This is a genomic window from Acinetobacter sp. Gutcm_16 (genome assembly GCF_028649355.1).
Classification (GTDB): Bacteria; Pseudomonadota; Gammaproteobacteria; order Pseudomonadales; family Moraxellaceae; genus Acinetobacter; species Acinetobacter johnsonii.
Map to the genome: position 1 here is coordinate 109945 of NZ_JAQSUV010000018.1, position 15258 is coordinate 125202.

Consider the following 15258-nt stretch of genomic DNA (forward strand, 5'->3'; position numbering starts at 1 on the left):
TTTTTTTATGGGGACTAAGTTTATTGCTCGGGTTGATTGGGCTTTTGCCATTGGCTATGTATCAACCAGACCAAGTCGCCTAAGTGGTCCTGCTGATCTAAGTTTGAAGTGTCGGACTGAGTGCTATTGAAAGCTAAAGTGGGTTGGTGAACGGTAACAGTGTTGAAGCCTACTTGTTTGAAAAATTGAGCCGCTTCAGGCGGACTGACAAAGTGAAAGCCAAAGGCGCTACGGGACATCCATTTTAAAAGCTTGCTACTGCTCCAGATAAAGTTAGCCAGCTTATTTTTCACAGGTTCAGGGTAGAGGTCAGTCAGATAATATAACTGATCAAACTGCTGTCCGTATTGGACAATGCCTTGTAGCAGTTGAGTGAGCATGTCTTTGCTAAAGTAGTTGATCAAACCTTCACTCACCACCACCAAAGGGCGGTTTGGGTCAAACACCTCAAAAGCACGGGCAAAATCTGCACTAAATAAGTCGGCGGAGAGAACCGCTGGACTGGTCTGATCGATCTGTTTTAAGGCCTGAGTTTTCATTTTTGCCATGTCTGGTAAGTCGAGTTCACGATAGTCAATCTCAGGATACTGTTGTCGAAAGCTCCAGCCGCGAGGGGACAGGCCACTGGCAATTTCTAAAACTTGTAAGCTTGGGTATTGTTGGATCAGCGCGCTGAGGTGGTCATCAATCATTTGATGGCGCTGTTTTAATGTGGTGCGCATGCTGCCGCCGACATGTTTTTCAGCCCAACTTTCGAGTGGATGTACAAGTTTGGCTAGCAACTTCCCTTTGCGGGTGGCAAATACAGGATGTGAGATGCCCATGCTATACCAAATATAGCCTGTATAGTGCGCAGTAAAAGAGATGTGGCGATGAGCTGATAGAGCATCTGTCATGGTATCCGTACCTGATATTTTGTTGTTTTAGCGTTGTTGTTTGGGCAATGCAGAGCAAGCCTGTTGATTTATTTTAAGTTTATCATAATGAAAAAAGGACATCTTGTGATGTCCCTTTGTCCGAAATATCGAGGTTGAAATGGTCAAAGATGAAGTGCTTAACTTAATCTAAACAGTTCCACTTGGTCGCGTACTTTGGCCCAATCTTCACCTAAATGCAGCTTCGACTGAACGCTGATATTTGGAATCTGACCACGCATGCGTTCTAAGCGAGCTTGGTTTGGCAGCGCCAGTTGGTTGATCCCCTCCAAGGCTACACATGCGGATGCTCGGTCATTACACACCAGTCCCATATCACAGCCTGCATGGAGTACGGCTTGAATGCGGGAATCTGCACCACCTGCAACACATGCGGCCTGCATGCTTAAATCATCTGAGAATAAGACACCATCAAAGCCCAGTTGCTGACGTAGCACGGTTTGAATCCAATACGGCGAAAAACCTGCTGGGTTTGGATCGACTTGGTTATAAATCACATGGGCAGGCATGAGTGCGTCTAACTGCGGCATCAGTTTGATAAAGGTTTGCATATCTTTGGCATAAATTTCATCATACGTGCGTGAGTCGATGGCTGCTGCGACATGCGAGTCTGCTTTGACTGAACCATGGCCTGGAAAATGTTTGCCTGTCGATGCCATGCCCGCGGCTTTCATCCCTTTTAGGAACGCACTGGCTAGCGGTACGATGTCTTGAATATTTTTGGCAAAGCCACGGTCACCAATCACATCACTGATGTCATTTAAGTCGAGTACAGGGGCAAAGCTAAAGTCGATACCGACGGCAAGCACTTCTGTCGCCATCAGCCAGCCAGATTGTTCTGCCAAGCTTAAGGCTTTTTCAGGTTCGCTTAAGAATAGCTCGCCAAACTTACCCATTGCTGGAAGTAGGCTAAAGCCCTGTTTTAAGCGTTGAACACGTCCGCCTTCTTGATCGACAGCAATCAAAATATCAGGACGAATTCGGCGCATGTGGTCGGTGAGGGCGCGAACTTGTGCAGGAGACTCAATATTTCGTCCAAATAAAATCATGCCACCGACTTGCGGTGCTTGTAATAGTGCAATATCTTCTTGAGTAAGTTCTGTGCCTGCGATGTCGAGCATCAATGCGCCAATCATATTGGGTGTCCGTATTTGATTTTTTGGTCAGTGACTGTTTTGGCTCTGAAAGGTGAGCGAAACAGGTCGTCGAAAACAATACCCGAATTTTGCAATGATTTGCTACATTTTGTCAGCACAGATTATGATAAAACTACACGACATAAACAGATTAAGTTGTTTAAGATTTTGAATATTCTCAATTCATGTCGAAAAATGACATTGTAATTTTGGTCAAAAACCAAGGAACTAAGAATTATTTATGAAACTTCAAACCATTGCTTGTGCGGTTGCAATTGCAACGGGTGGATTCTTTTTCACCCATGCCATTAATGAAGCCATTGCAGCGACTGAAACTACCGCTGTAACCAAACAAGCTATTGTTCCGTCGCAGGAGCAGGCTTTGGTGTCTCGTCAACTGGCGACCTTGGTTGACCGTCAACATTATCTCAATCAACGTTTAGATGCGAAAACATCGGCGCGTATTCTCGATTTTTATTTGGACAGTTTAGATCCAGATCATTCGTTGTTTCTTGCTTCTGAAGTAGAGAGTTATAAGCGTAAATATGGTTCAAACTTAGGAGCGGCTTTAAAAGCGGGTGACTTAAGCGGACCGTATGCGATTCATGCACAGTATCGTGATCGTTTGACCCAGTTTTATACGTATATGCTGGATGAGCTGAAAAAGCCGCAGAATTTAAAACAAGCCAACGTTTATATCGAAACGGATCGTGAAAAGGCACCGTATTTTGCCAATGAAGCTGCGCAGCGTCAGCATTGGAACAAAATGTTGGTTTCACAGCTGATTAATTTGACCATCAGTAAAGAAGAAGAGTTGGCCAAGCAAAAAGCGCTTAAAGCCAACCCAGAATTGGCCAATGGACAAGATCTCACTAGCTCGGAAGATTTAACCCCAGTACAAACCTTAACCAAGCGTTATATGCGCCAGTTAGAACGTATTTCACGGGTGAAAAGTGATGATGTGTTAGACAAAACACTCAATGCGATGACGCTTACCTATGATCCGCACAGTAACTATTTCCCGCCTGTCGATGCAATGGAATTGAATCGTCAGACGACTTTGCAACTTGAAGGGATTGGGGTGTCGATTCGACCCGAACGGGGCAATGAAGACTACACCAAAATCGAAACCATTGTAGAAGGTGGTCCTGCGAGCAAGTCTGGACAGGTGAAGTCGGGTGACCGCATCATTGGTGTGGCGCAAGATGGCGAAAAAATGGTGGATGTCATCGGTTGGCCGAGCAATGAAATTGTGGGCTTAATCCGTGGTAAACGTGGTACCAAAGTCACCATACGTTTACTCGGTTCAGGTGCGCCGATGAGCCAAGCGCGTAATGTGACCATTACCCGTGACGTCATTCAAGAAGAAGATGCAGGGGTTCGTTCACGTACCGTGAATGTGACGCGTGATGGCCAGCAGTACACCTTTGGTGTGATTGAAATTCCGTCTTTCTATTTAAACTATCGTGCACGTCGCGCGGGCACAGAATATCGTTCTGTATCTGAAGATACTAACAATGCGCTGAAAACTTTGGCGGCCAAGAATGTATCAGGGATTATTATCGACTTACGTAATAACCCAGGGGGGTCACTTGAAGAAGTAGCTCGTATGCTTGGGCAGGTGATTAAGTCAGGTCCTGTGGTGCAAATTCGAGATGGTAACGGCAATGTGAGCGTTTTTGAAGACGATGACAATGGCGCGCAAACCTATGCGGGTCCATTGGCAGTGATGGTGAATTTAGCATCTGCGTCTGCAAGCGAAATTTATTCTGCTGCAATCCAAGACTATGAACGTGGCATTGTGATTGGTAGTACTACTACAGGCAAAGGAACAGCACAAGTTCAGCTCGATAACTTGGCGCATGGTCAAGCGACACTAACGCAACGTAAGTTTTACCGCGTAACGGGTGGCAGTACGCAAAACAAAGGCGTGATTCCAGACGTGAAATTGGTAGATATTTACAATGAAGAGTTTGGTGAGCGTAAAGCGAAAAATGCGCTTGAATGGGACACTATTCCAACCGCACCGTTTAAACGTGAAGGCAGCATTGCACCGTATGTGAAACGTTTAGGTGAACTGTCGCAAGCACGCGTTAAAGTCGACCCGCAGTTTAATTATCTTGAACAGCGTAAAGCGATTTCGAAAAAAACCGAAGATCAAAAACGAGTGGTTTTAGATATTGATCAGCGTAAAGCCGAGCTGTTGGCTTTGGAAAAGCAGACTTTAGATTCGGAAAATAAGCGCCGTCAGATTGCAGGACAAAAGCCTTATGCAAACTGGGAAAGCTATCAAGCGTCTATGGAAGCTCTAGTTGAGGCACGTGCTAAAATGAAAGCGAATCAGCGTCCAGCATTGCCTGAAGAGGAAGCTTTTGTGACTGAATCTGCAAATGTCTTGTTAGATTATGCTAAGTTGCAAAAAGGCACTGCAAAATAGTTTAATTGTTGAGTCGATGTATTAAAAAGCCAGTTTCGACTGGCTTTTTATTTAAATTGTGATTAAAAACACAAATGTGGGATTGGCAGGCTGCCAAACCAATCTGCTAGGTAAAATAAATCTATAAATTCTAATGAGATTTCTGTGATTTTTTCTTGACCTGAACCTGTTTGTATAAGATTCTTAATCGGGTAGTAATGCTTTTCGCCTTTGATAAAAAGGATATATAAATGAAGAAAAAGAGCAATTAATACGGACACTTTATATGATGCATGTGCATTACGATTTTAGTTTGGTATTAGGTTCAATTGTTGTGGCATTGTTGGCGTGTTTTTTTGCAGTGTCGACCGAACGCTTATTATTTCGTGCTTGGCGTAAAAAATTTCAAACAGCGCTCATTTTACTCAGTAGTTTTTTCTTGGGCTGTGCCATCTGGGCTATGCATTTTGTGGGTATGTTGGCTTGTGATTTGCCGACGCATAGTCATTTTGACCCTGTACTAACTATTCTTTCTTTTTTTATTGCTTTTATTGCATCCATTTTTTCAATTTGGCTGACTACGCGCCAGACCTTACCTTTTTTAAGATTAGTCTTGGGGTCGGTATTGATGGGGCTTGGTATTTCGGGCATGCATTATACTGGTATGATGGGACTGGTTATTGAGGGCTATCAGAGCGCTTATGATCCCTTACTGACAGTTTTCTCTATCTTAATTGCGATTAGTGGATCAGGCCTCACTTTCTGGCTGATTTTTAAATATAAAAGTGCAGTTAGTAAGAAACTGTTGTACCAATGGTGTGTTGCATCAATGATGGCCTTGACCATCGTGAGTATGCATTATACCGGTATGCTAGCAGTCTCGTTCTATCCAACCCATAGTGACAAGCTGGTCATGACCCTTGAAGCAGGGCAAAGCATCGTTTTATTTGTTGTTATATTTATTACCAGTTTGATTCTGGTTGCAGCTTTTGTTGTTGCGGTGCTGGAGCAACGTTTAGAAGAGCGCAATATTCAACTTTCTCTTGCCAATAAAGAGTTGGCAAATCAGGCGGTACAGGACAATCTGACCAAGCTGCCAAATCGTTTGTATTTGGCGGAATACGCCCATTTTCTGTTTACAGATCACCGCTTCCGCAATGAAAGTATTGCTTTTCTATATATCGATTTAGATCGCTTTAAAGCTGTGAATGATGTCTTTGGGCATCATGTTGGGGATCAATTATTGGTTCAACTGACCACTCGGATTCATCGTAACTTAAGTAAAAATGAAAAAATTCTCAGAATTGGTGGGGACGAATTCCTGATGGTGTTGGAACAGGCAACTCCTAAGCAAGCGTGCCAAATGGCGGAGCACGTACTTGAGTTGATTCAAGATAGTTTTTTGATCGCGGGCAAAGAAATCAATGTGTCGGCCAGTATCGGTATTGCGATGTATCCTGAGCATGGTAGTAATTTGCAGGATTTACTGATTAATGCCGATGCAGCGATGCTGACCTCAAAATATCAGGGACGAAATACCTATTCTATTTTTAACTACAGTTTTGACCAACAAGAAGCGAAAAGCCAAACTAAGCTGATTAATGACTTATATAAAGCCGTAGAAGAGCAACAGTTTGTTTTGTATTACCAGCCTAAATTTACCATCCAAGATCAACGGATTTGTGGAGTCGAGGCGCTGATTCGCTGGAAGCATCCGACTTTAGGCTTGCTGACCCCCAATATGTTTATTAAAGGCGCGGAGAAAACGGGGCTGATCATCCAAATGGGGTATTGGGCTTTGGAGCAAGCATGTAAACAACTACAAATCTGGGAACGAGAGAAAATTGAACTGTATCCAATTGCTGTGAATTTATCGGCGGTGCAGTTTGAGCATAAGCATTTATTTAATAATCTTGAGCATCTTTTTGATAAATATAAAGTCAACCCTAATCATTTAATTATTGAAATCACTGAAAGTACGGCCATGCACCATATCGAAGGCAGCATTCGTACCTTACAGCGTTTACGTGAAATGGGGATTCGTTTGGCGATTGATGACTTTGGGACAGGACATTCCAGCTTTTTATATTTAAAAAATCTTCCTGTGGATGAGCTAAAGATTGATCGTGGCTTTATTCATGAGCTGACCGTTGGCTCAAAAGATGAAATGATCTTAGAAAGTATTGTTCATCTGGCGATTCGCTTGGGTTTGGTCGTGACAGCAGAAGGTGTAGAAAGTCCTCTGCAAATGGAAATTTTATCACGGTTAGGCTGTCAGCAATTACAAGGCTATTTGTTGGGTATGCCTATGGATGTTAAGCGCTTGGAAGAGTTTGAGTACACATCGTCAACTTATTTCAATTAAGCGATATCTACAATTTGTGCTGATGGCTGATCGCTTTTATGGTGATGTAATTTAGTTGAGAGTCTAATAAAAAATAAGCAGTGTTCGCAAAATCCTCTATCTAGTGATATCGGCTTTGTATGCATTCTTTAGAATCTATTCGTTTTAGTGTCCTGTTGTCCGTATACCAAGCCGTTCAATTCAATCAGTTCAAAACATTGGGAACAATTTGGAATTAAATAATTATGGTTAGAGTCGTGACTAAGATTGGTGATGTTTTTTCTGTAGAATTGGATAATGAGGGAAAAAAATATTTCCAGCTTATTGCTTTTGATTTAAGACAATTAAATAGTGATGTGATCAGAGCATTTAAAAAAGTGTACCCGATCCATGCAACTCCTACGTTATCGGATATCGTTAATGATGATATCGATTTTTATGCGCATTGTGTCACTAAGTTTGGCATAAAAATGCATCTTTGGGAGAAAGTTGGAAACATATCTGATGTGGGTGGAACTTCTACAATATTATTCAGAGACACAGATGATTATGGTGTTATGGTAGGGGAAGAACCAATAAAAATTTCTCACAATTGGTTTGTATGGCACATTAATGACGATTAATTTACTTATGTTGGAAATCTAGAGGGAGAAAACCGTAAAGCAGAAATAGGTGTGGTTATGCCCCCTTTGGCTATAGTAGAACGTATAAAAACAGGGAAATATAGTTTCGTATATCCAGAGTTTGAATGAAGTTTATAAAATGACCTCAGATTAGGCTTAAACAAGATAAAATAATGCCTGATGTATGGGTAACGGAAGTTTTGCTTCGAGTTGTCATTGGGTACAGCGTGATTAAGTGTAAGTTCAGATCGGATCAAACAATGTTTCTGTACATCTAAGTTATAGCTGATAGCATTTAGTTTTCTATTCTTACCCGCTACCAGAGCTAAAAAGCATTCGAATTGACGACGAATGCGATGTACTAAGCTGATGGGTTAAGGGAAAATTATCAATAAAATCTCATTCATAAATCTGCTACAATTGCGCCAATTTTAAGTTATCACTTTACGGGTTGGATACACATCCATAAGTTGTGTACAACACCGTGTACCTATTGAAGATTTCTCTTATGTTTAAAGATCAATTGGCGAAAGAAGTCGCGGCTCGTAGGACTTTTGCGATTATTTCTCACCCCGATGCTGGTAAAACCACCATGACAGAAAAATTGCTGTTGTGGGGACAAGCTATTCAGATTGCTGGTATGGTGAAAAGCCGTAAATCGGACCGTGCAGCCACTTCGGACTGGATGGAAATGGAAAAAGAACGTGGTATTTCGATCACCACCTCTGTGATGCAGTTTCCATTTAAAGACAAGATGATCAACCTACTCGATACGCCGGGACACGAAGACTTCTCTGAAGATACGTATCGTACCTTAACGGCGGTCGATTCAGCTTTGATGGTGATCGATGGTGCAAAAGGTGTCGAAGATCGTACTGTGAAACTGATGGAAGTGTGTCGTATGCGTGACACACCGATCATTTCGTTTGTGAACAAAATGGACCGTGAAATCCGTGAGCCTTTAGAGCTGTTGGATGAAATTGAAAACGTTCTCAAAATCAAATGTGTGCCGATCACTTGGCCGCTTGGTACAGGTCGTGACTTCGCTGGGGTGTTTAACCTGATCGAAGAAAAGTTTTATGTGTATAAAGCAGGTTTTGGTTCAACCATTACCGAAATCGAAGTCCGTGATGGTTATGACTATCCAGACTTACGTGAAAAAGTCGGTGAGCTGGCTTGGGCGGCATTTGAAGAGTCTCTAGAGTTGGTGCAAATGGCCAATGAGCCTTTAGACCGCACAGAGTTCCTTGCGGGTCGTCAAACGCCTGTATTGTTTGGTACAGCATTAGGTAACTTTGGTGTAGACCATGTGTTAGATGCATTTAGCAACTATGCGCCTGAACCTAAAGCGCACCCAACAGAAAATCGTTTGGTTGAAGCAACTGAAGAGGGTTTTACTGGCTTTGTCTTTAAAATTCAAGCCAATATGGACCCGAAACACCGTGACCGTATTGCCTTTATGCGTATTTGTTCAGGCAAATATGAAAAAGGTTTGAAAATGAAGCATGTGCGTCTAGATAAAGATGTGCGTATTAGTGATGCTTTGACTTTCTTAGCTGGTGATCGTCAGCATCTAGAAGAAGCATGGCCGGGCGACATTATTGGTTTACATAACCACGGTACGATTCAAATTGGCGATACTTTTACCTCAGGTGAAAAACTACAATTTACGGGTATCCCGCACTTCGCCCCTGAAATGTTCCGCCGTGTACGTTTGAAAGATCCATTGAAATCGAAACAGTTACAAAAAGGCTTAAAAGAACTTTCAGAAGAAGGTGCAACACAGGTCTTTATGCCGCAAAATAGCAATGACTTGATTGTCGGTGCGGTAGGTGTGCTTCAGTTTGAAGTGGTGGCATACCGTTTGAAAGAAGAATACAAAGTCGACTGCGTCTACGAGCCTGTGAGCATTAACACTGTGCGCTGGGTGTCATGTGATGATGACAAAAAATTCAATGAATTTAAGAAAAAAGCACATGACCAACTATCGGTAGATGGCGGTGGTCACTTGACCTACTTGGCACCGAGTCGTGTGAACTTACAATTGATGCAAGAGCGTTATCCAGACATCGTGTTCCGCAATACCCGCGAACACTAATCGGGATGTTAAAAAATAAAACAGCTTCTTCGTGAAGCTGTTTTATTATGCAAGATACTTTATTTTAATCATGAATTTCATGGAAGACGCATGTTGCAGAAACAGGCTATTTATACAATATTGGTGAGTTTGACTGTCTTATTGACGGCATGTGACTCCTCTAAACAATCTGAAACAGACGCAGATGCCAAAAGCTCGGTATTTAAAACAGAGCAGGCTGAAGTGTTACCATATTTAAGTATTCAGCAACAAGCGGCTGATATTGCACAGCCATTTTGTGAAACCAAGAATTGTATTGAGTTGGATCTGCAAAGTTTAACAACGGCAGATCCGTGGTTAAACCAATGGATTGCCAAAAGTCAGGCCCGAGTGATTCAAGATCAAATTGGCTTAAAACAAGACATGAGCTTACAGCAAGCTATTAATGCCTATGTGAAAAAGTCGGATACATGGCAAGCTGAATTCAAGGGTAACAAGGCTTATAGCTTGGCGATGTATACGCGTATACCGTATCAGCGCAATCAGTTTGTGCTCATGCAAATTGGGGTTGATACCAATCAAGAGAATGTAAATGTTAAGGAACGTTATTATTTCTTTGTTGCAGATCGTAAAAACCAAAAAGCGGTGGCATTATTAGAGTTAATTCATCCGAAACAGCAACTGGCGATGAATGTGTTGGTGCAAAAAGCATATCAAGACTGGCTGAAGAAACAAGAACCTGAAGTGCGAAAATCTGCACCAGCGAAGTTGTACTGGGGGCAAGCAGATTGGTTTTTTGACCAAGAGGGCATCGGTTTACATTATCGGACTCATGAGATTGTAAAAGATGGGACCCAGCTTGATATCTATTTGACGAAAGCACAAACTCAACAGGTATTAAAAGCCGAGGTCTATACCCAGTTGTTTTAGTGCATTGGCCAAAGCAAGAGCTGGCTTCACAAGGTAATAGGTTATATATGTTAAAAAGCAAAACAATATTTACAATCAGCGTACTTGCAGCTGCAATCAGTTTGACAGCCTGCCAACCAAAAGATAAAGAGCCTCAAACTCCTGCAACGCAAACCACAGCGGCTTCAGAGGTAGACACCACTTTAAAACTGGTCGGTGACACCGAAAAATTACAATTCGAATTACCTGAATGTGATGGCAATGCTTGCCCAGAATTAAACATTGATCGTTTGCAAAGTAATCAAGCGTTTATTGATGATTTTATTGATCAACAAATTGTGAAAGATTTATCGCAGATTATTGATATTTCGCCTATGCATAGCAGTTCTGCTACCGAGGCATCAAGTGCTGTGGCGGCAAGTTCTGAACCTGCGGTAGTGGGCCAAGTCCTCACCCCTAAACTGAAACTAGAGAAACAAGTTCAACCTTATTTGGCTGCATTTCTGGGTTTAGACCAAGAGTTGAAAGCCTTAAGTTCGAATCATCAAATTAGTTTGATGATTAAGCCGAAAATTCTAAATGCCAAAGATCCTTTGGCCACGGTGGTGTTGAACACTAGCAGCTACTTAGGCGGCGCACATGGTTCATCATCACAGCATTATTATAATTTTGACTTGAAGCAGCAAAAGCTGGTGAGTTTGGATGATCTATTGTTGCCGAATCAGAAGGCGGCGTTAAATAGAGTAGCGCATGAAGCCTTTCGTACTTGGGTCGTCGACTCTAAGTTAGCGACCAATGTCGATGAATATGAGCAAGCGTGGAAGTTTAGCTTGAGTAACAATTATTACTTGGGCACTGAAGGTCTAATTTTGCAATATGGCGAGTATGAAATTGGTCCTTATGTGGTGGGTTTACCACGCTTAACTATAGGTTATGATCAACTCCAGGAAATTTTAAAGCCTGAGTATTTACCCAAAGCCAAACAGAGCGCACAGGCTGCTTCAGAAGCCAAGAGCTAATCAAACATGAGCTTGCCTCTGTTTGATACCCATACTCACTTTGATGTTGCCGATTTTGATACTGATCGGCAGCATTTGGCTGAGCAAGCAAAATGTGTTGGGGTAGAGGCACTGGTCCTTATTGGTTTTCTTGAATCGCGATTTGATGCACTGATTCAGACCCATCAGCAACTCAAAAGCTGGAAGAATGTTCCGTGCTCTTATCTTGCCCCAGGTTTACATCCGTTTTATATCGAACAGCATCAGATTGAACATTTACAGCGTTTAGAGCAGGTCCTGCAGCAGCAGGACTGCGTAGCTGTGGGTGAAATTGGTTTAGACACCTTTTTAAAAGAGCATAAACAGCCTGCACTTTTCGCCAAGCAGCAATCTTATTTTTCTGAACAACTGGAACTTGCTAAGCAATATCAAAAACCTGTGTTATTGCATATTCGCAAAGCACATGCAGAAAGCATTGCCCTTTTAAAAGCCCAAAAATTTAAATTCGGTGGTATCGCTCATGCCTTTAGTGGCGGGGTGGAAGAAGCCAAGGCCTTGGTCAAACTCGGTTTTAAAATTGGGGTGACAGGGCAAATCACCAATCCAAACGCAAAAAAATTGCATCAAGTGGTGCAAGCACTTGGTAGTGAACATTTGGTGATTGAAACGGACTGTCCAGATATGACGCCGTTGTGTTGTCAAACATCGACCGAGCATCGCACCCGCAATACACCGGTGAATTTACCTTATGTTTTGGAGAGTCTCGCACAGACATTGGATCAGTCTGAGTGGGCGCTAGCAACTCAACTCTGGCAGAACTCATTGGCTGCGTTGCATTTAAAATTTTAGAAGAATAAGACAATAATCTCGATAAAAATAAGATAACCAAAAGGGAACACATTCTTTTCTAAACAGGCTTACATTAAAGAAAGAATATCATAATAAATAAATGCGCCAATACTGGGAGGGCAACCGAATGGCCAGATATAGCAAAATCAATAGTTTCAATGCATTACAAACACTCACGGTGGGTGAAAAATTCTATCAAATTTTTAACCTCCCTCAAGCCGCCCAAACATTGGGTAATATTGATCAATTACCCAAGTCTTTAAAGGTCTTACTCGAAAATTTACTCCGTTTTGAAGATCAAAAAAGTGTAAAAGTAGAGCATATTCAAGCCCTAGTCGATTGGCAAAAAAACAGAAGCTCTGATCAGGAAATTCAATATCGGCCTGCACGTGTGCTGATGCAGGATTTTACTGGGGTTCCCGCCGTGGTTGACTTGGCTGCCATGCGTGCCGCAATGGCACAAGCGGGTGGCGATCCGAATTTGATTAATCCCTTGTCCCCTGTCGATTTGGTGATTGACCATTCCGTGATGGTTGATCATTTTGCGGATAAAGATGCCTTTGCTGAAAATGTCGAAATTGAAATGCAACGCAATGGTGAGCGTTATCAATTCCTACGCTGGGGACAATCGGCCTTTAATAACTTTAGCGTTGTCCCGCCCGGTACAGGAATTTGCCACCAAGTCAATTTAGAGTATCTGGCTCAAGCTGTATGGCTAGGAGAGGATGAGGGACAAACTTTTGCATTCCCTGATACCTTGGTGGGAACAGATTCACATACCACCATGATCAATGGCTTAGGCGTGCTGGGCTGGGGTGTTGGCGGGATCGAAGCTGAAGCGGCGATGCTCGGGCAGCCAGTATCCATGTTGATTCCTGAAGTCATCGGTTTCAAACTCACAGGGAAACTCAATGAAGGCATTACCGCAACAGATTTGGTTTTAACCATCACACAAATGCTACGCCAAAAAGGCGTGGTTGGTAAATTTGTTGAATTCTATGGCGATGGTTTGGCCGACTTGCCTTTGGCTGACCGCGCGACTATTGCCAATATGGCGCCTGAATATGGTGCAACTTGTGGTTTCTTCCCGATTGATGATGTGACCTTGGCCTATTTAGCGTTGACTGGTCGTGAGCAACAACGGATTGATTTGGTTGAAGCGTATAGTAAAGCGCAGGGCTTATGGCGAAATGCAGGTGATGAACCCGTTTTTACCGATACTTTGAGCTTGGACATGAGTACAGTGCAGGCCAGTTTGGCAGGCCCTAAACGTCCGCAAGATCGTGTCTTGCTAGCTGATGTACCTAAAACTTTTCATGATTTGATGGAACTAAATCTCAAGCCAGCGAAAGAAGCCAAAGAGCGTTTAGAAAATGAAGGCGGTGGCACAGCTGTTGAAGCTAAAAAAGCCAATCTACCGCATGAGGAGCCATTTTGCACTATTGATGGAAAATCTTACCCATTGAACCATGGTGATGTGGTCATTTCAGCCATTACCTCATGTACCAATACTTCCAATCCCAGCGTGATGTTAGCCGCGGGACTTCTTGCCAAAAAAGCCATTGAAAAAGGCCTACAGCGTAAACCGTGGGTGAAAAGTTCGCTTGCACCTGGTTCTAAAGTAGTGACCGACTATTTGGCTGCGGCAGGTTTAACACCGTATTTGGATGAATTGGGTTATAACCTGGTCGGCTATGGCTGTACTACGTGTATCGGCAACTCTGGACCACTGCCTGAACCGATTGAAGAAGCCATACAGTGCCATGATCTCAATGTTGCTTCAGTACTTTCAGGCAACCGTAATTTTGAAGGGCGTGTGCATCCGCTAGTGAAAACCAACTGGTTGGCTTCACCGCCTTTAGTGGTGGCTTATGGTTTGACGGGCAATATCCGTACAGACCTGACCACACAACCGATTGGTCTCGGCAAAGATGGGCAGGCGGTTTATTTGAAAGATATTTGGCCGAGTCAGGCGGAAATTGATCAGGCGCTACAAAGCGTAAATACCGCGATGTTCCATAAAGAATATGCCGCAGTATTTGATGGTGATGCAGCATGGCAGGCGATTCAGATTCCTCAAAGTCAGACCTATGCTTGGCAAGAGAATTCAACCTATATTCGCCATCCGCCATTTTTTGAAGAGATTGGTCAGCCACCGAAACCGATTACCAATATTGAACAGGCACGTATTTTGGCTGTGCTTGGAGACTCGGTCACCACCGATCATATTTCCCCAGCGGGTAATATCAAGAAAGACAGCCCCGCAGGACGCTATTTGCAAGAACAAGGGGTTGAACCCAAAGACTTTAACTCTTACGGGTCTCGACGTGGGAACCATGAGGTGATGATGCGAGGCACTTTTGCCAATATCCGCATTAAGAATGAAATGCTCGGTGGAGAAGAAGGTGGGAACACGATCTATATTCCAACAGGAGAAACCTTGCCGATTTATGATGCCTCTATGTTTTATCAGCAGCAGCATACGCCATTAATCATTATTGCTGGGAAAGAGTATGGCACAGGTTCATCACGTGACTGGGCTGCCAAAGGCACGAATTTATTGGGGGTTAAAGCGGTGATTGCCGAAAGTTTTGAACGAATTCACCGTTCGAATCTGGTTGGTATGGGAGTATTGCCATTGCAATTTGTCGATGGACAAACACGCCAATCCTTAAATTTGACAGGTCGTGAAGTGCTTTCGATTCATGGATTATCGGATGATATCCAGCCGCATCAAAACTTGGAAGTTCAGGTGCTTCGAGAAGATGGCAACCAAGACCAATTTACAGTGTTGTGCCGTATTGATACCTTGAATGAGGTGGAATACTTTAAAGCTGGCGGCATTTTGCATTATGTACTGCGTAATTTAATTGCGGCCTAATCTCAATGGAATAAAGTCCTGTCAGTAGCAGGGCTTTATTGTTTGTAGTGATACATTCAATCCAAGGTCGTATTCAGGTAAAATGAGCAC

Annotated in this window: 9 protein-coding genes and 1 pseudogene; 8 read left to right on the plus strand and 2 right to left on the minus strand. The window is 42.9% G+C overall.

Features of this window, described 5'->3' with window-relative positions; all coding sequences use genetic code 11:
- Positions 1–20: 20 nt before the first annotated feature.
- Positions 21–896 (minus strand): class I SAM-dependent methyltransferase, encoded by an 876-nt coding sequence (locus PTT44_RS03530; protein ID WP_168157973.1) that lies wholly within the window; start codon positions 894–896, stop codon positions 21–23.
- A 158-nt stretch (positions 897–1054) separates the two neighbouring features.
- Positions 1055–2071 (minus strand): beta-N-acetylhexosaminidase, encoded by a 1017-nt coding sequence (gene nagZ, locus PTT44_RS03535; RefSeq protein ID WP_273795536.1) that lies wholly within the window; start codon positions 2069–2071, stop codon positions 1055–1057.
- A gap of 241 nt (positions 2072–2312) precedes the next feature.
- On the opposite strand from nagZ, the gene PTT44_RS03540 reads away from it, so the two are divergent.
- The 8 genes and pseudogenes from PTT44_RS03540 (at position 2313) to acnA (ending at position 15168) form a co-directional block, all read left to right on the plus strand.
- Positions 2313–4508 (plus strand): carboxy terminal-processing peptidase, encoded by a 2196-nt coding sequence (locus tag PTT44_RS03540; protein ID WP_168157971.1) that lies wholly within the window; start codon positions 2313–2315, stop codon positions 4506–4508.
- 265 nt (positions 4509–4773) lie between these two features.
- On the plus strand, positions 4774–6852 hold the full coding sequence (locus PTT44_RS03545) for a bifunctional diguanylate cyclase/phosphodiesterase (protein ID WP_168157970.1): 2079 nt from the start codon (positions 4774–4776) through the stop codon (positions 6850–6852).
- 224 nt (positions 6853–7076) lie between these two features.
- Positions 7077–7583: pseudogene (locus PTT44_RS03550) on the plus strand (hypothetical protein).
- Positions 7584–7962: 379 nt separating this feature from the next.
- Entirely contained in the window at positions 7963–9552 is a 1590-nt protein-coding gene (locus PTT44_RS03555) for a peptide chain release factor 3 (protein ID WP_004979098.1), read from the plus strand.
- A 90-nt stretch (positions 9553–9642) separates the two neighbouring features.
- Positions 9643–10461, plus strand: coding sequence for a hypothetical protein (locus tag PTT44_RS03560; protein ID WP_168157969.1), 819 nt, complete (start codon positions 9643–9645; stop codon positions 10459–10461).
- 47 nt (positions 10462–10508) lie between these two features.
- On the plus strand, positions 10509–11459 hold the full coding sequence (locus PTT44_RS03565) for an RsiV family protein (RefSeq protein ID WP_168157968.1): 951 nt from the start codon (positions 10509–10511) through the stop codon (positions 11457–11459).
- A gap of 12 nt (positions 11460–11471) precedes the next feature.
- A complete protein-coding gene (locus PTT44_RS03570) occupies positions 11472–12287 on the plus strand; it encodes a TatD family hydrolase (RefSeq protein WP_168158290.1) in 816 nt (271 codons plus the stop codon).
- A gap of 127 nt (positions 12288–12414) precedes the next feature.
- Positions 12415–15168 carry an aconitate hydratase AcnA gene (gene acnA / locus PTT44_RS03575; RefSeq protein WP_168157967.1) on the plus strand — a complete coding sequence of 918 codons (2754 nt, stop codon included), beginning with the start codon at positions 12415–12417 and terminating at the stop codon, positions 15166–15168.
- Positions 15169–15258 lie beyond the last annotated feature (90 nt).

What these genes read in the sequence shown, in the direction of transcription:
- PTT44_RS03530 (WP_168157973.1), bottom strand. Translation starts at nt 896, where the DNA reads ATGACAGATGCTCTATCAGCTCATCGCCACATCTCTTTTACTGCGCAC.
- nagZ (WP_273795536.1), bottom strand. Translation starts at nt 2,071, where the DNA reads ATGATTGGCGCATTGATGCTCGACATCGCAGGCACAGAACTTACTCAA.
- PTT44_RS03540 (WP_168157971.1), top strand. Translation starts at nt 2,313, where the DNA reads ATGAAACTTCAAACCATTGCTTGTGCGGTTGCAATTGCAACGGGTGGA.
- PTT44_RS03545 (WP_168157970.1), top strand. Translation starts at nt 4,774, where the DNA reads ATGATGCATGTGCATTACGATTTTAGTTTGGTATTAGGTTCAATTGTT.
- PTT44_RS03555 (WP_004979098.1), top strand. Translation starts at nt 7,963, where the DNA reads ATGTTTAAAGATCAATTGGCGAAAGAAGTCGCGGCTCGTAGGACTTTT.
- PTT44_RS03560 (WP_168157969.1), top strand. Translation starts at nt 9,643, where the DNA reads ATGTTGCAGAAACAGGCTATTTATACAATATTGGTGAGTTTGACTGTC.
- PTT44_RS03565 (WP_168157968.1), top strand. Translation starts at nt 10,509, where the DNA reads ATGTTAAAAAGCAAAACAATATTTACAATCAGCGTACTTGCAGCTGCA.
- acnA (WP_168157967.1), top strand. Translation starts at nt 12,415, where the DNA reads ATGGCCAGATATAGCAAAATCAATAGTTTCAATGCATTACAAACACTC.